This window comes from Pseudomonas sp. LTGT-11-2Z (genome assembly GCF_003691445.1).
GTDB lineage: Bacteria > Pseudomonadota > Gammaproteobacteria > Pseudomonadales > Pseudomonadaceae > Aquipseudomonas > Aquipseudomonas monteilii.
In genome coordinates, this window is the sequence record NZ_CP033104.1 from 5,784,334 (window position 1) to 5,800,310 (window position 15,977).

Genomic DNA, 15,977 nt, shown 5'->3' on the forward strand with positions numbered 1-15,977 from the left:
AGGAAAGCCCGCCAGCGCATCACGGATAGCTCGCATACTCATGGAAGGCCTATGAACTGTCAACCATACTGGAAAACACTGGTTTACAAGTGCTCATTTATTAATCAATCGTGTTTATTGTGTGATGAACCTGCCGAGCAGGCCTACCCCCTGTGTATTGCCTGCGAGCAGGAATTACCTTGGCTAGGCGATCATTGTCTGCGCTGCGCCCTGCCGCTGCCCATGGCGGGCCTGACCTGCGCCCAGTGCTGTCGCCACCTGCCGGCCTTCGACCAGGTGTTTGCGCTTTGGCAATTCGGCTTTCCGGTCGATACGCTGGTCAGCCGCTTCAAGCACAACCGGCAGTGGCCCTTGGGGCGGTTGATGGCTGAATTGCTGGGGCATGGGCTGCTGCACCGCTTTGCCGAAGGGTTAGCCCGCCCTGACCTGCTGTTGCCCGTTCCCTTGGCCAGGCGTCGACTGCGCGAACGAGGGTTCAACCAGGCGGGGATGCTTGGGCGTTGGTTGTCTTCGCAACTTGGGCTGGTTTGCGACGAGAGGTTATTGGTGCGCATGCGCGAGACGCCTGCACAACAACAGCTGGACGCCAAGGCACGGCAGCGCAATTTACGTCAGGCGTTTGCGGTCACGGGCGATTTGACAGGCAAGCATGTCGCCATTGTCGATGATGTGGTAACCACCAGTGCCACCGTGCAGACCATTGCCGAAGTGCTGCGCAAAGCCGGCGCGCAGCGTGTGGATGTGTATTGCCTGGCGCGCACGCCCAAGCCGGGGTATGCATGACACTGCACAGTCCTACACAATCTACCTTCAGGCCCTTCATCTACAACGACTCAATGCTCATGCCGCTGCCTACTTTGCTTACCCAGCACATCGCCCGCCGCCCCCAGCGCATTGCGCTGCTGCAGCACATTGCCGAGCAAGGCTCGATCACCCGCGCCGCCAAGGCTGCGAGCATCAGCTACAAGGCAGCCTGGGATGCCATTGATGAGCTCAACAACCTGGCCAGCCAGCCCTTGGTGGAGCGCAGCACCGGTGGCCGTGGCGGTGGCGGTGCGCGTTTGTCGCCGGAGGGCGAGCGGGTGCTGCGCCTGTATCAGCGGCTGCAGGCCTTGCAGGCGCAAATCCTTGAAGCCGCCGAAGAGTCCAGCGACCTCGACCTGCTCGGGCGCCTGATGCTGCGCACCAGTGCGCGTAACCAGCTGCAAGGCCAGGTCAGCGGCCTGCGCCGTGAAGGCCGGTATGACCGTGTCAGCCTGGCATTGGGCGGTGGGCTGGAAATTGATGCGCTGATCACGCACGACAGTACCGCGCGGCTGGAGCTGACGTTGGGGACGATGGTGGTGGCGTTGCTCAAGGCGGGGTGGGTACGGTTACTGGCGGAAGGGGAAGAGGCTGAGGCAGGGAGCAATTGCCTGCGGGCGACGGTTGAGGAAGTGCTGACAGATGTTGATGGGCCCAGTGAAGTCAGACTGGCGCTGGGTAATGGGCAGACATTGTGTGCCATTGCGCAAGCGGATTGGCTGGCGGGGCAGCAGGTGGTGGATGGCAGTGCGGTGCGGGTGCAGTTTCATCCCTCTTATGTGTTGATCGGAGTTCCTGCGTAGCCTGGCCGCGCTGTGCGCGGTTCGCGGGTTCAACCGCGAAGAGGCCGCCACAGGTATAACGCTGTACCATGGGACCTATGCCGCTTATCCCCCGGAGCCTCCATGTCCCACCCCTTCGACACCCTCACCCCCGACCTGGTCCTGGACGCCGTGGAAAGCATCGGCTTTCTCAGCGATGCACGGGTGCTGGCACTGAACAGCTACGAAAACCGCGTCTATCAGGTGGGCATCGAGGACGCGCAGCCGCTGATCGCCAAGTTCTACCGCCCGGGCCGCTGGAGCGATGCGGCCATCCTCGAAGAACACAGTTTCACTGCCGAACTGGCTGACTGCGAAGTGCCGGTGGTTGCCCCCCTGCAGCACGATGGCCGCACTTTGTTCGAACACCAGGGTTTCCGTTTCACCCTGTTCCCCCGCCGCGGTGGTCACGCCCCGGAGCCGGGCAACCTCGACCAGCTGTATCGCCTGGGCCAACTGCTCGGCCGCCTGCACGCCGTAGGCGCCAGCAAACCGTTCGAACACCGTGAGGCATTGGCAGTGGACAACTTTGGCCACGCCTCGCTCAACACCTTGCTGGCAGGCGATTTTGTCCCGCGCGAGTTGCTGCCAGCGTTCGAATCCGTGGCCCGCGACGTGCTCAAGCGGGTTGAGGAGATCTACGCCCGCACGCCCCACCAACTCATCCGCCTGCACGGCGACCTTCACCCCGGCAACCTGATGCACCGCGACGAGGTGTACCACGTGGTCGACCTGGACGACTGCCGCATGGGCCCGGCCGTGCAGGACCTGTGGATGATGCTGGCCGGCAGCCGCGAAGAGCGCCTGGGGCAGTTGGCCGAGCTGATCGACGGCTACAACGAGTTCCACGACTTCGACCCGCGCGAACTGGCCCTGATCGAACCCCTGCGCGCCCTGCGCCAGCTGCACTACAGCGCCTGGCTGGCACGGCGTTGGGACGACCCGGCGTTCCCGCCTAGCTTCCCGTGGTTCGGCCAGCCCCGCTACTGGGGCGACCAGATTCTCGCCCTGCGCGAACAAATGGCGGCACTGGATGAAGCACCGCTGAAATTGTTCTAGAAGCACGCCCGCCTCTGTCTACAATAGGCGTCGCTTTATTTAGCTACCTAAGCAAGGATTCTGCATGCACGCCGCAAACCCGCGTCGCGGGTACCTACTGGGCCTCAGTGCCTACATCATCTGGGGCCTGTTCCCCCTGTACTTCAAGGCGATCCAGAGCGTCCCGGCGGTGGAGATCATTGTCCACCGGGTACTCTGGTCGGCATTGTTCGGCTCGCTGCTGCTACTGGTGTGGAAGCACCCCGGCTGGTGGCGCGAACTGCGTGACAACCCGCGCCGGCTGGGCATCCTGGCCCTGAGCGGTGCGCTGATCGCCGGTAACTGGCTGACGTACGTGTGGTCGGTGAACAACGGCCGCATGCTCGAAGCCAGCCTGGGCTACTACATCAACCCGCTGATCAATGTGTTGTTGGGCATGCTGATTCTTGGCGAACGCCTGCGCCGCCTGCAGTGGCTGGCGGTGGGCATGGCCGCTGTGGGCGTGGCGCAGCAGGTGTGGCAAGTGGGTAGCCTGCCCTGGGTGTCACTGGTACTGGCGCTGAGCTTCGGCTTCTATGGGCTGATTCGCAAACAAGCGCCAGTGGCGGCATTGCCGGGCCTGGTAGTGGAAACCTGGATGCTGGTGCCACTGGCCCTTGGCTGGCTGCTGCTGCACCCGGCGGCGATGAGTGCCCAAGCGGCGTTTTATACCAGCAGCGAGGCGCTGTGGCTGATGGCTGCCGGGCCGGTGACGCTGATACCGTTGGTGTGCTTCAACGCTGCGGCGCGGCACCTGCCGTATACCACGCTGGGCTTCCTGCAATACCTGGCACCCACACTGGTGTTGCTGCAAGCAGTGCTGCTGTTTGATGAGCACCTGTCGTCGAGCAACCTGGTGGCGTTCATGTTCATCTGGGCGGGTTTGGCCATTTACAGCGTCGATGCCTGGCTGAGTTTGCGCAAGCGCAGCTGATCAAAAAACGATCAAATCTCTGCAAGCCAGGTGATGCGTGGCCTGCAGAGACATCTCCAAAGGTTATCCACACCCTGGTCCCCGTGCTTTGTGCACAAGGTGCTGATTTTTGGGTGTTTTTTGAGCAAAGCTGGGTAAGGCACGCGCCGCCTGGGCTGGAGAGGGGAACCCCCAGGTTATCCACAGGGCCTTCCCCGTGATATCGGGATAACCGCAAGGGCCAGTCTCGAATCAATCCTCGGCCCGCAAGTGCAACTCCACCATCAAGTCATCCGCCAGGCTCTCCAGCTTTTGCTGCAGCACATCCAGCGGCAAGGTCAACGGCAGCGCCAGCAGCGCATCGGCATGAAACAGCGGCTCGCTGCTCATCGGTGCAGGCCCCACCTCTGTGGAAAACCGCTCGACGTTCACCTGCAACTCGGCCAGCAAACGAGTAATGTCGCGCACGATCCCTGGCCGGTCGTTACCCACCAGCTCCATGGCAATCGGTCTCCATGTGCAAGAGGGCTCAATCCCGCTCTCGGCAATCAGCACCCGAATGCCATAACTGGCCAACCCCTGCAGCGACGCCACCAGCTCATCGTAGTTTTCAGCCGGCACCGCCACCCGCAGGATGCCGGCAAACTGCCCGGCCATACGCGACATGCGGCTTTCCAGCCAGTTGCCACTGTGGTCGGCGATGCATTGGGCAATACGTTCGACCTGGCCGGCCTTGTCAGGGGCAATTACCGTCAGTACAAGATGATCCACAAGCCCTTCCTCGTGTCGGACCGCGCCGGGCGGCAGAAAATCGGGGGATCGACTCAGTATAGGCAAGGCGCGGCAACCTGCCGCAGGGCAATCCGCACAACCAATCGTGTACTGTTTCAAGATTTATCTGGAACAATCCACCTGTTTTTTGCGAACATACCCACTCCCAGCGTGACCATACGCGACCAACGGGTCGCATAACGGCGCTTTTAGTCTGATTTTGCCCCGCCTACTGCTTCATGTAGTATCCCGTGGCGCGGACTACAAAACGTCGTTTGGATGTCTGCCAAGGCGCCTGTGAAAATACGCACACTGCCCGCCAGCTAGTCTGGAAGGCCGCACCCAGCCGCGTCCGGCGCAACCCGGGGGCATGCACTGGTGCCGTGTTTAGAGAAGCGCTACAGGCTTAATACAGAAGAGCGAAATAGCTGAGCAGAGTGAGGCAAGCAATGACTGGATACGTTCAAGTCGGTGGCCTTCAGGTCGCCAAGGTCCTGTACGACTTCGTGAACAACGAAGCCATCCCCGGGACCGGCATCGTCGCCGAGCAGTTCTGGGCGGGTGCAGAGAAGATCATCAATGACCTCGCTCCAAAGAACAAAGCCCTGCTCGCCAAGCGCGACGAGCTGCAAGCCAAGATCGACGCCTGGCACCAGGCACGCAAAGGCCAGGCCCACGACGCCGTAGCCTACAAAGCATTCCTCCAGGAAATCGGCTACCTGCTGCCACAAGCCGACGATTTCCAGGCCACCACCCAGAACGTGGACGAAGAAATCGCCCACATGGCCGGCCCACAGCTGGTCGTTCCGGTGATGAACGCCCGCTTCGCCCTCAACGCCGCCAACGCCCGTTGGGGTTCGCTGTACGATGCGCTGTACGGCACCGACGCCATCAGCGATGAAGGCGGCGCCGAAAAAGGCCAGGGTTACAACAAGGTTCGTGGCGACAAGGTCATCGCCTTTGCCCGCGCCTTCCTCGACGAAGCCGCGCCACTGGCCGCCGGCTCGCACGTCGACTCCACCGGCTACCGCATCGAAGGCGGCAAACTGGTTGTGGCCCTCAAAGGCGGCAGCAACAGCGGCCTGCGTGATGACGCGCAACTGATCGGCTTCCACGGCGATGCCGCCGCGCCGACCGCCGTGCTGCTCAAGCACAACGGCCTGCACTTCGAAATCCAGGTCGATGCCAGCACCCCGGTTGGCAGCACCGACGCTGCCGGTGTGAAAGACATCCTGATGGAATCGGCACTGACCACCATCATGGACTGCGAAGACTCGGTTGCCGCCGTCGATGCCGACGACAAGGTGATCGTCTACCGCAACTGGCTGGGCCTGATGAAAGGCGACCTGGCCGAAAGCGTGAGCAAGGGTGGCAAAACCTTCACCCGCACCATGAACCCGGACCGCGAGTACGCCGCACCAAACGGCGGCAGCGTGACCCTGCATGGCCGTTCGCTGCTGTTCGTGCGTAACGTTGGCCACCTGATGACCAACCCGGCGATTCTCGATGCCCAAGGCAACGAAATTCCTGAAGGTATTCAGGACGGCCTGTTCACCAACCTGATCGCCCTGCACAACCTCAACGGCAACACCACCCGCAAGAACACCCGCAGCGGCAGCGTGTACATCGTGAAGCCGAAGATGCACGGGCCGGAAGAAGTGGCGTTCGCCGCCGAGATCTTCAGCCAGGTCGAAGACCTGCTGGGCATGCCGCGCAACACCGTCAAGGTCGGCATCATGGACGAAGAGCGCCGTACCACGGTCAACCTCAAGTCCTGCATCAAGGCAGCCGCCGAGCGCGTGGCGTTCATCAACACCGGTTTCCTCGACCGCACGGGCGATGAAATCCACACCTCGATGGAAGCCGGCGCCGTGGTGCGCAAGGGCGCCATGAAGAACGAGAAGTGGATCGGCGCCTACGAAAACAACAACGTCGACGTTGGCCTGGCCACCGGCCTGCAAGGCCGTGCGCAAATCGGCAAAGGCATGTGGGCCATGCCCGACCTGATGGCTGCCATGCTGGAGCAAAAAATCGCCCACCCGCTGGCCGGTGCCAACACCGCCTGGGTGCCGTCGCCGACTGCCGCCACCCTGCACGCCCTGCACTACCACAAGGTGGACGTACAGGCGCGCCAGCGTGAACTGGCTTCGCGTACCCCGGCGTCGGTAGACGACATCCTGGCCATCCCGCTGGCTGCCGATACCAACTGGTCTGCCGAAGAAATCCGCAACGAGCTGGACAACAACGCCCAGGGCATCCTCGGCTACGTGGTGCGCTGGATCGACCAGGGCGTGGGTTGCTCGAAGGTGCCGGACATTAACAACGTCGGCCTGATGGAAGACCGCGCCACCCTGCGTATTTCGGCCCAGTTGCTGGCCAACTGGCTGCGCCATGGCGTAGTCAGCCAGGAGCAAGTGCTGGAAAGCCTCAAGCGCATGGCCGTGGTGGTTGACCAGCAGAACGCCGGCGACGCCCTGTACCGCCCGATGGCGCCGAACTTCGACGACAACGTCGCGTTCCAGGCCGCTGTCGAGCTGGTGGTGGAAGGTGGCAAGCAGCCGAACGGCTACACCGAGCCAGTGCTGCACCGTCGTCGCCGTGAGTTCAAGGCGCGTAACGGGCTGTAAATCGAAAGGGGCCGCTTGGCGGCCCCTTTCCGTATCACTCTAGTTTCAGTTCTTTCTTCACTAGCTCCAGCAGCTTGTCCAGGTCCACCGGCTTGAGCAGGAAATCCACCACCCCCAGGTGCATCACGTCCACCGCCTCTTTCACATCGGTGTCGCCCGACACCACGATGATCGACAACGCCGCCCACTTCGATTTACGTATTTGGCGAATCAATTCCATCCCGTCCCAGGGTTCCATGCGCAGATCCGTGATCATCAGCGAGATTCTGGGTTCCCAGTGCAACTTCCACAGCGCCTCTTTGGCACCATCGGCGATCATGCTGTCGATGCCCCTGCTTTTCAGGAAATAGCCCAGTGCCTCGCAGTTCACTGGGTTGTCATCAACGATCAGTACCAACGGCTTCAATGCCACAGGCGCGCTCACCCCAGCCAATGCCTCGCGCTCGGCGTCGCTCAGGATGTCGGTTTGCTCAGGCATGGTCATCTCGTCAAAAAAATTCCGCTTCAGCAGTAGGACCACTTTACTTGCATAACCCGGTTCGCCTTTCGTCGGGTCTTTGACAGGGGGGCTCATAGACTTACGTCCAATGGGCACCACCCCGCCGCAAGCCGACCATGGAGGCAGAGAACAACAGGGCCGGCACCTATATATAGATATATATAGTTCGGCATAGCGATACGGTCAGTTTCATGAGCAAAAAGGACGCCTACAGCCAGGCGGGCAGGACGGCAGTGCTGCAGAACATCCAGGGCACCCTGCAGTTCCTGCAGCGCTTCCCGCCGTTCAACCAGATGGAGCACAGCCACCTGGCCTTCCTGGTGGAACAGTGCCAGCTGCGCTTCTATGCCAGCGGCGAAAGCATCGTCAAACCTGCCGACGGGCCGGTGGAGCACTTCTACATCGTCAAGCAGGGACGAGTGGTTGGCGAGCGCCAGCACCTGGTCAAACCTGGCGTGGAAACCACCTTCGAAATCACCAGCGGCGAATGCTTCCCGCTGGCCGCACTGCTGGGCGAACGGGCGACCCGCACCGAGCACCTCGCCGGTGAAGACACCTTCTGCCTGCAGTTGAACAAAGCCGCGTTCATCCGCGTGTTCTCGATGTCTGAAGTGTTTCGGGATTTTGCCTTGCGTGGGGTCAGCAGCCTGCTCGACCAGGTCAACCAACAGGTACGCCAGCGCGCGGTGGAAACCCTCGGGACCCAGTACTCACTGAACACCCCGCTGGGTGAGCTGGCCATGCGTCACCCGGTGGTGTGCAGCGCCGATACACCGTTGCGCGATGCCGTGCGGCTGATGCACGAACAGCAGGTCGGCAGCATCGTGGTGATCGACCAGCAGCGCTACCCTGTCGGCATCTTCACCCTGCGCGATCTGCGCCAGGTGGTGGCGTCGATGGATGCGGACCTGGGCGCCCCCATCGAGCGGCACATGACCGCCAAGCCTTTCTACCTCAGCCCCCAGGCCAGCGCCTTCGACGCGGCCATGGCCATGACCGAACGGCATATCGCCCACGTGTGCCTGGTGGAAAACCGACGCCTGTGCGGGGTGGTTTCCGAGCGTGACCTGTTCTCACTGCAACGGGTCGACCTGGTGCACCTGGCGCGTACCATCCGCCATGCGCCTCGGCTGGACACCCTGGTATCGCTGCGCGGTGAAATCAGCCAGCTGGTCGAGCGCATGCTCGCCCACGGCGCATCGTCCACGCAGATCACCCAGATCATCACCTTGCTCAACGACCACACCGTGTGCCGGGTGATCGAGCTGGCACTGGCCGAGCGCGGCGACCCGGGCGTGCCATTCAGTTGGCTGTGTTTCGGCAGCGAAGGGCGACGCGAGCAGACCCTGCACACCGACCAGGACAACGGCATCCTCTTCGAGGCCGCCGACAGCGCCGAGGCCGACAGCATCCGTGCGCGCCTGCTGCCGCTGGCGCAGTACATCAACCAGTGCCTGGCACAGTGCGGCTTTACCCTGTGCAAGGGCAACATCATGGCCGGCAACCCTGAATTGTGCCTGTCGCGCAGCGAGTGGGCACGGCGCTTTGCCGGTTTTGTCCGCGAAGCCAGCCCGGAGAACCTGCTGGGCTCCAGCATCTATTTCGACCTGCGCGTGGTGTGGGGCGACGAGCAAGGCTGCGAGCAGTTGCGCCAGCGCCTGCTGGAGCAAGTAGCCGACAACCGCCTCTTCCAGCGCATGCTGGCCGACAATGCCCTGCGCCAGCGCCCACCAGTGGGCCGCCTGCGCGAATTCGTGCTGACCCGCCAGGGCAACGACAAGGCCGCCACCCTCGACCTCAAGGTCCAGGGCCTGACGCCCTTCGTCGATGGCGCACGCTTGCTGGCCCTGGCCAATGGCATCGGCGCCTGCAATACCCTGGAGCGCCTGCGCCAACTGGTGGCCAATGGCGTGATCGAGCCACTGGACGGCGCTGCCTATGAAGAGGCTTATCACTTCATCCAGCAGACCCGCATGCAGCAGCATCAGCGCCAGACCCGCGACAACCTGCCGTACTCCAACCGGCTCGACCCGGACAGCCTCAACCACCTGGACCGGCGCATCCTGCGCGAATCCCTGCGCCAGGCCCAACGCCTGCAAAGCAGCCTGGCCTTGCGGTATCAGCTATGAGCCTGTTTGCCTGGCTGCGCCCCAGCGCGCCCGAGCTGGACGACGCCATGCGTCAGCGCCTGGCCCGGCTGCCCAAGCCCGCGCCGCTGGGTGTGTGCAGTTTGCGTGAGCAGCGCTGGGTAGTGCTGGATCTGGAAACCAGCGGGCTTAACACCAACCGTGATCAGGTATTGTCGATCGGGGCGGTGGCTATTGAGGACGGTGCCATCGACTTTGCGCAACAGTTCGAACGTACCCTGCACAGGCCTTTGCAGAAAACCAACGCCAGCGTGCTGATCCACGGCCTGGGTCCTAGTGCCTTGGCCGCCGGTTGCGACCCGGCCGAGGCCTTGCTGGATTTGCTCGATTTCATTGGTAGCAGCCCGGTACTGGCGTTTCATGCGCCATTCGACCAACGCATGCTGGCGCGGGCGCTGAAGGAAAGCCTGGGTTACCGCTTGCAGTCACCGTTCCTCGATGTGGCCGAACTGGCGCCGATGCTTAACCCCGACACCGTGCTGCGCGAGGCCGGGCTGGATGACTGGGTCGTGCGGTTTGGCTTGCAGGTGGAAGAACGCCACCATGCGAGTGCCGATGCTCAGGTTACGGCTGAACTGGCGCTGATTTTGTTCAGCCAGGCCCGGCGCCAGCAGCTGGACAGCCCGTTGCAGCTGGAGCAGCGGTTGCGTGGGTGGCGGCGGCGCAAGGTGCAAAGTCACGGGTTGTAGGGCGTTAGTAAGGCAGCGCCTGTGAAATCGAGCGCCGCGCGGGCGGCGCTCGATTTCACAGGCGCTGAAAACCTCAAGCCAGCCCCCTTAGCCTTTTCCATGATGGCAATCCGATAAGCGTCCATTGCACCCACCCCCTCCCCTCTGCAACAATCGCGAATAATTATCGTTAGTTAATGCATACGTTCCGGGGGGACGCTGCTTGTCTTCTGCACAGAGCCCACACGCCGATCTGGTCGGTGCGCTGTACCGCGACCATCGCGGCTGGCTGCTCGCCTGGCTGCAACGCAGCATGGCCTGCCGCCAACGTGCCGAAGACTTGAGCCAGGACACCTTCGTGCGCCTGCTCGGCCGCGAGCAGCTGGACACCCCCCGCGAACCCCGCGCTTTCATCGCCGCCGTGGCCAAGGGGCTGATGTTTGACCACTTCCGCCGTGCGGCGCTGGAACAGGCCTACCTGGCCGAGCTGGCGCTGATCCCGGAAGCTGAACAGCCCTCGCCCGAAGTGCAGCACCTGATCCTCGAAGACCTCATGGCCATCGACCGCCTGCTGGGCAAGCTGTCGAGCAAGGCCCGCGCGGCCTTCCTGCACAACCGTCTGGACGGTATGGCCCATGCCGAGATCGCCGAGCGCCTGGGCGTTTCGGTATCGCGGGTGCGCCAGTACATCGCCCAAGGCATGCGCCAGTGCTACGTGGCCCTGTACGGGGAGCCGACGTGAGCAACGCGCCGGTTTCGTCCCGGGTACTTGAAGCCGCCATCGCCTGGAAACTCAGCCTCGGCGACGCCAGCGGCACACCGGATGAACGCAACGAATTCACGCGATGGCATGCCGCCAGTGAAGAACACGCGCGGGCCTGGCGCCAGCTCGGCGCCATGGACCAACGCGTCAGCGCGGCGGCCGGCCCGGCACGCCAGGCCCTGCTGCAGTCGCGCGTCAGCCTGCGGCGCCGAATCGGCAAGGTTGGCGGCGGGCTGGCCGGGATGTTCCTGCTCGGTTCACTGCTGGCCTGGGTCGGCGCCCCGTCGCTGGCACCCAGCTACTGGCTGGCCGACCAGCGCACCGCAACTGGCGAGTTGCGTACCTTGCGCCTGCAAGACGGCACATTGCTGAGCCTGAACACCCACACCGCCGTGGATATCGACTACGCAGGCGAGCAACGGGTGATCGTGCTGCACCAAGGCGAAATTTCGGTCGAAACCGGCCACCAGGACCCGCGTCCGCTGCTGGTACGCACCGACGATGGTCGCCTGCGGCCACTGGGCACGCGCTTCCTGGTACGCCGCGAAGCCGACGGTACGCGCCTGGAAGTGCTGCAAGCCTCGGTTGCGGCCATGCCGCATAACAGTGGCGACGAGCAGGTGCTGCGTGAAGGCCAGCAAGTGTTGATGAACGCCAACGGCCTCGGCCAGATCGGCACGGTGCCCGCCGGTGCCGATGCCTGGACCCGGGGCATGCTGGTGGCCGACAACGTGCGCCTGGGCGACCTGCTGGCCACGCTTGGCCAGTTCCGCAGTGGCCACCTGGGGGTGGACGCCAAGGTCGCCGACCTGCGCGTGACCGGCAGCTTCCCACTGACCGACACCGACCTGGCGCTGGCATCACTGGTGCCGGCTTTGCCGGTGAAAATCGAGCGGCATACCCAGTGGTGGGTGAACGTGGTACCGAAGTAAGGCTGAAAGCCAAAAATACTGCTCAATAATTTTCAGATCAGCCCTGACACTTTTCAAATCTCGCTCGGCAAGGAAGCAGTTAGCACTTATCCGTCCAGGAGCCACTGCATGTCCCGTGCTGTTGATCGTATCTTGCGCCCTAGCGTGATGGCCCTTGCCATCGCCATAGCCGCGCCATTGGCCAGCCCTGTCTTGTGTGCCGCCGAGCAATCCGCTGCGCGCGCCTATGACCTGCCCAGCGCCCCGCTGGCCACCACCCTGAACAAGATCGCCAGCCAGGCCGGTATCGCCCTGGCCATCGACCCGGCGTTGGTCAACGGCCGCTCCTCGGCCCCGGTGACCGGCCAGTACGACGGCCTAGGTGCCCTGCAAGCCGCTTTGCGCGGCACTGGCCTGCAACTGCAACAAAGCAGCGTGGGCAGCTACAGCCTGGTGGCTACGCCGGAAGGGACACTGGCGTTACCAGAAACAGCGATCAACGCTACAGCCAATTATGAAAGCGCCTGGGGGGCGGTCGAGGGTTACACCGCAACCCGCACGGCAGCAGGCACCAAGACAGACACTGCCATCGCCGAACTACCCCGCTCGGTAACCGTGATCACCCGGCAGCAGATGGAAGATCGGCCAGTACTCAGCCTGAATGATGCCCTGCGTTATACGGCAGGCGTGCAGAGCAGCGGCTACGGCTCCGACTCGCGCAGCGACTGGTTGCTGGTACGTGGTTTTGTGCCCACCCAGTTCCTAGATGGCCTGCCATTACCCAAGGGGAACTATGCCACCCCCAAAATCGAGCCCTGGAACCTGGAGCGCATCGCCGTGCTGCGCGGCCCGGCTTCATCAGTGTACGGCCAGACCCCGCCAGGCGGGTTGCTGGACATGACCAGCCGTCGGCCGCAACTGGAAAGCAGCCATGAAATCGAAGCCCAGGTTGGCAGCAACAATCACAAGCAGATCAATTTTGACAGCACCGGCAAGCTCGACGATGCAGGCCAGTTCCTCTACCGGGTGAGCGGTACCGTGCGTGACAGCGGCTCGCCGATCGACCATATACCGGACAAGCGCTATAACATCGCGCCCAGCCTGACCTGGAACATCAACGACGACACCAAGCTGACCTTCATCTCCCAGTACACCCGCGATGATACGGGTGTTACTGGCCAGTTCTTGCCTCTGCAAGGCACCAAGCTGGACAGCCCGGCAGGCAAGATTTCTCACCACAAGAACCTGGGTGATCCGGATTGGGAGTCCTACGACCGCACCTACTACCACCTCGGCTATGCGTTCGAAACCCGCCTGAATGACACCTGGCAGTTCCGCCAGAACCTGCGCTATGCGCGCAACGAACTGGACTTCAAGGGCATTACCGCCGGCGGCTCGATCGGGCCAGCCGGACCGGACGAGGCCGTCAGCGCCGATGGCACCGTGCAACGTACTGCCGGTATCGTCGAAGAAGATATCTCCCAGTTCGCAGTGGATAACAACTTCCAGGCCGACTTCCAGACTGGCCAACTCTCCCATACCCTGCTGCTGGGCCTCGACCATCAGCGCTCGGACAGCAACGCTCGCTGGCGTTGGGGCTCGGCCGGTGTGCCATCAAGCAATATCCATAACCCGATATACGGCCAGGATTTCTCGAACGTTCAGTACTTCGACATGTACGACTACGATCAGAAAACCCAGCAGACCGGCCTGTACGCCCAAGACCAGATGGCCTTGGACAACTGGCGCCTGACCCTGGGTGGTCGTGAGGACTGGGTGCATACCGGCACCACCTTCCACAATCAGGGCGACGCCACCAATACCCAGCGCGACAAGAAGTTCAGTGGTAACGCAGCGCTCAGTTATGTGTTCGATAACGGGCTGACGCCATACATCTCCTATGCCGAGTCGTTCCAGGCCGCTACCGGGTCAACCGTCAATAGCACCGATGCATTCAAGCCGACCGAAGGCAAGCAGTACGAGCTGGGTATCAAATACCAACCGCCAGGCAGCAAAAGCCTGTTCACCGCAGCTGTATTCGACCTGACGCAGCAGAACATGTCGGTGACCGAGGGTGGCGTCACCCGCCAGGTTGGCGAAGTGCGCGTGAAAGGCCTTGAGCTTGAGGCTACTTCGGATGTGAGCGAAAACCTCAAGCTGGTGGGTTCCTACACCTACAACGACAGCGAAATCACCAAAGGCACCCGTGAAGAGAAAGGCAAGCGCATGGCGCAGGTTCCGCGTAACCAGGCCACTGCCTGGGCCGACTACACCTGGAACAGCGGGGCGCTGGACGGCTTTGGCGTAGGCATTGGCGTGCGCTATGTGGGCGACACCTACGGCAACACCACGAATACCGACTGGGGCCATGTGGGCTCGTACACTGTGTACGACGCCTCCGTACATTACGACCTGGGCCGCCTGAACAGCACACTCAAAGGTGTCACCGTGGCTGTAGATGCGAAAAACCTGTTCAACAAGGACTACCTGTCGACGTGCGACGGGTACTACTGCTACTACGGCGACGAACGCAACGTGGTCGCCAGCGTCAATTACAAGTTCTGAGTGAATGGGGGCCGCTTTGCGGCCCCCGTTCCAACAGACAACAAACGGTACCGTGATGAAAAGCCCAACCATCCGCCGCTGGTCCGTGATCCACACCTGGAGCAGCCTGGTCTGCACCCTGTTCCTGCTGTTGCTGGCAGTCACCGGTCTGCCGCTGATTTTCCACCACGAACTCGAACATCTGCTTGGCGACGCCCCGCAATTGCGTGAAATGCCCGCAGGTACCCCACACCTCGACCTGCAGCAGCTGGTACTGAAAGCGGAGCAGCACCGCCCCGGCGAGGTCATGCAGTACTTCGGCTACGACAAAGACGAACCCAATGGCGTGGTCGCCATCACCGCCGCCACTGCTGGCACCGACCCCAACTTGTCGCACACCTTCATGCTCGACGCCCGCACCGGCGAAGCCGTGGCCATGCCGGCCGCCAATGGCGGTTTCATGATGGTGATGCTGCGCCTGCATGTGGACATGTTCGCCGGCCTGCCCGGCAAGCTGCTGCTGGCCTTCATGGGCGTACTGTTCATCCTCGCAATCGTCTCCGGCACCGTGCTCTATGCGCCGTTCATGCGCCGCCTGGACTTCGGCACGGTACGCCACGAAAAATCCCGTCGCCTGCGCTGGCTCGACCTGCATAACCTGATCGGCGTGGTAACCCTGGCCTGGGCACTCACGGTAGGCGTGACCGGCGTAATCAGCGCCCTGTCCGACCTGGTCATCGCCGCCTGGCGCAACGACAGCCTGGCTGCCATGATCGCGCCTTACCGCGACGCCCCGCCGCTCACCCTGCGCGCGCCAGCCACACGCCTGCTGGAGATTGCCGAACAGGCTGCCCCCGGCATGCGCCCGGACTTCATCGCCTTCCCCGGCACACGCTTTTCCAGCGAACACCACTATGCGGTGTTCATGAACGGTGCCACACACCTGAGTTCACACCTGTTCACGCCGGTACTGATCGACGCCCGCACCTTGGCAGTTACAGCGGTCGGCGAGCGCCCCTGGTACATGGACGCCATGGGCCTGTCGCAACCCCTGCATTTCGGCGATTACGGCGGGCGCCCGATGCAACTCCTCTGGGCGGTGCTCGATGTGCTGACCATCATCGTGCTCGGCAGCGGCCTGTACCTGTGGTGGGGCAAGCAACGCAAACCCAAGGAGGCACGCGCATGAGCCATAAGTCGCAACCCGCCTCGCGCATTTTTGCCTGGCCGGCACTGATCGCCTTGCTGGGAGCCCTGGGGCTGTTCGCCGCCTTGCTGGGTGATGGTTGGTGGGATGGGCTGTCCTGGCTCGGGCTCGGCCTACCAGCATGGTTCTCGATACACGGCCTGTGGCGCCGCTGAGGTAGCCGGCTAACACCTCCGTCCTGGCGCCCGGGCGCAGCATGGTCCGCCTTCGCAACAGGAGCCGGAC

14 protein-coding genes are annotated in these 15,977 nt (G+C 62.7%); 12 read left to right on the forward strand and 2 right to left on the reverse strand.

All coding sequences use genetic code 11. The annotated features are described in order from the left end of the window. Window positions 1-51: 51 nt before the first annotated feature. From D8767_RS27325 to rarD, 4 genes are all read left to right on the forward strand, one after another. Entirely contained in the window at window positions 52-783 is a 732-nt protein-coding gene (locus D8767_RS27325) for a ComF family protein (RefSeq protein WP_016714562.1), read from the forward strand. Window positions 784-842: 59 nt separating this feature from the next. Continuing rightward, window positions 843-1,607, forward strand: coding sequence for a TOBE domain-containing protein (locus D8767_RS27330; RefSeq protein WP_016714561.1), 765 nt, complete (start codon window positions 843-845; stop codon window positions 1,605-1,607). Window positions 1,608-1,709: 102 nt separating this feature from the next. Further along, window positions 1,710-2,684 carry a serine/threonine protein kinase gene (locus tag D8767_RS27335; RefSeq protein ID WP_016714560.1) on the forward strand — a complete coding sequence of 325 codons (975 nt, stop codon included), beginning with the start codon at window positions 1,710-1,712 and terminating at the stop codon, window positions 2,682-2,684. Window positions 2,685-2,748: 64 nt separating this feature from the next. Further along, the gene (gene rarD / locus D8767_RS27340) at window positions 2,749-3,636 is read left to right on the forward strand and encodes an EamA family transporter RarD (RefSeq protein ID WP_016714559.1); all 888 of its coding nucleotides are present in this window, start codon (window positions 2,749-2,751) and stop codon (window positions 3,634-3,636) included. A gap of 231 nt (window positions 3,637-3,867) precedes the next feature. On the opposite strand, the gene D8767_RS27345 is transcribed toward rarD, so the two are convergent. Beyond that, window positions 3,868-4,386 carry a glycine cleavage system protein R gene (locus D8767_RS27345; RefSeq protein WP_016714558.1) on the reverse strand — a complete coding sequence of 173 codons (519 nt, stop codon included), beginning with the start codon at window positions 4,384-4,386 and terminating at the stop codon, window positions 3,868-3,870. A 449-nt stretch (window positions 4,387-4,835) separates the two neighbouring features. Between D8767_RS27345 and D8767_RS27350 the strand changes: the two genes are divergently transcribed. Continuing rightward, the gene (locus tag D8767_RS27350; protein WP_016714557.1) at window positions 4,836-7,013 is read left to right on the forward strand and encodes a malate synthase G; all 2,178 of its coding nucleotides are present in this window, start codon (window positions 4,836-4,838) and stop codon (window positions 7,011-7,013) included. A gap of 34 nt (window positions 7,014-7,047) precedes the next feature. Here D8767_RS27350 and D8767_RS27355 read toward each other — a convergent pair whose 3' ends face one another. Beyond that, window positions 7,048-7,587 carry a response regulator gene (locus tag D8767_RS27355; protein WP_016714556.1) on the reverse strand — a complete coding sequence of 180 codons (540 nt, stop codon included), beginning with the start codon at window positions 7,585-7,587 and terminating at the stop codon, window positions 7,048-7,050. A 116-nt stretch (window positions 7,588-7,703) separates the two neighbouring features. Between D8767_RS27355 and D8767_RS27360 the strand changes: the two genes are divergently transcribed. The 7 genes from D8767_RS27360 (at window position 7,704) to D8767_RS28890 (ending at window position 15,907) form a co-directional block, all read left to right on the forward strand. After that, window positions 7,704-9,641, forward strand: coding sequence for a DUF294 nucleotidyltransferase-like domain-containing protein (locus D8767_RS27360; protein WP_016714555.1), 1,938 nt, complete (start codon window positions 7,704-7,706; stop codon window positions 9,639-9,641). Continuing rightward, entirely contained in the window at window positions 9,638-10,348 is a 711-nt protein-coding gene (locus tag D8767_RS27365) for a PolC-type DNA polymerase III (protein WP_016714554.1), read from the forward strand. Before D8767_RS27360 ends, D8767_RS27365 begins: the two co-directional genes overlap by 4 nt. Window positions 10,349-10,550: 202 nt before the next feature. Next, a complete protein-coding gene (locus D8767_RS27370) occupies window positions 10,551-11,069 on the forward strand; it encodes an RNA polymerase sigma factor (protein ID WP_016714553.1) in 519 nt (172 codons plus the stop codon). Next, window positions 11,066-12,022, forward strand: a complete 957-nt coding sequence (locus D8767_RS27375) for a FecR domain-containing protein (RefSeq protein ID WP_016714552.1) — start codon at window positions 11,066-11,068, stop codon at window positions 12,020-12,022. The genes D8767_RS27370 and D8767_RS27375 overlap by 4 nt, the downstream gene beginning before the upstream one ends. A gap of 108 nt (window positions 12,023-12,130) precedes the next feature. Next, complete coding sequence (locus D8767_RS27380) at window positions 12,131-14,566, forward strand: TonB-dependent siderophore receptor (protein WP_028699069.1); 2,436 nt, start codon at window positions 12,131-12,133, stop codon at window positions 14,564-14,566. Window positions 14,567-14,621: 55 nt separating this feature from the next. Next, window positions 14,622-15,734 (forward strand): PepSY domain-containing protein, encoded by a 1,113-nt coding sequence (locus D8767_RS27385; protein WP_016714550.1) that lies wholly within the window; start codon window positions 14,622-14,624, stop codon window positions 15,732-15,734. Continuing rightward, complete coding sequence (locus tag D8767_RS28890; protein WP_016714549.1) at window positions 15,731-15,907, forward strand: hypothetical protein; 177 nt, start codon at window positions 15,731-15,733, stop codon at window positions 15,905-15,907. The genes D8767_RS27385 and D8767_RS28890 overlap by 4 nt, the downstream gene beginning before the upstream one ends. The last annotated feature ends 70 nt before the right edge of the window (window positions 15,908-15,977 follow it).

What these genes read in the sequence shown, in the direction of transcription:
- D8767_RS27330 (WP_016714561.1), top strand. Translation starts at nt 843, where the DNA reads ATGCCGCTGCCTACTTTGCTTACCCAGCACATCGCCCGCCGCCCCCAG.
- D8767_RS28890 (WP_016714549.1), top strand. Translation starts at nt 15,731, where the DNA reads ATGAGCCATAAGTCGCAACCCGCCTCGCGCATTTTTGCCTGGCCGGCA.
- D8767_RS27325 (WP_016714562.1), top strand. Translation starts at nt 52, where the DNA reads ATGAACTGTCAACCATACTGGAAAACACTGGTTTACAAGTGCTCATTT.
- D8767_RS27335 (WP_016714560.1), top strand. Translation starts at nt 1,710, where the DNA reads ATGTCCCACCCCTTCGACACCCTCACCCCCGACCTGGTCCTGGACGCC.
- D8767_RS27385 (WP_016714550.1), top strand. Translation starts at nt 14,622, where the DNA reads ATGAAAAGCCCAACCATCCGCCGCTGGTCCGTGATCCACACCTGGAGC.
- D8767_RS27365 (WP_016714554.1), top strand. Translation starts at nt 9,638, where the DNA reads ATGAGCCTGTTTGCCTGGCTGCGCCCCAGCGCGCCCGAGCTGGACGAC.
- D8767_RS27360 (WP_016714555.1), top strand. Translation starts at nt 7,704, where the DNA reads ATGAGCAAAAAGGACGCCTACAGCCAGGCGGGCAGGACGGCAGTGCTG.
- D8767_RS27380 (WP_028699069.1), top strand. Translation starts at nt 12,131, where the DNA reads ATGTCCCGTGCTGTTGATCGTATCTTGCGCCCTAGCGTGATGGCCCTT.
- D8767_RS27350 (WP_016714557.1), top strand. Translation starts at nt 4,836, where the DNA reads ATGACTGGATACGTTCAAGTCGGTGGCCTTCAGGTCGCCAAGGTCCTG.
- rarD (WP_016714559.1), top strand. Translation starts at nt 2,749, where the DNA reads ATGCACGCCGCAAACCCGCGTCGCGGGTACCTACTGGGCCTCAGTGCC.
- D8767_RS27355 (WP_016714556.1), bottom strand. Translation starts at nt 7,587, where the DNA reads ATGAGCCCCCCTGTCAAAGACCCGACGAAAGGCGAACCGGGTTATGCA.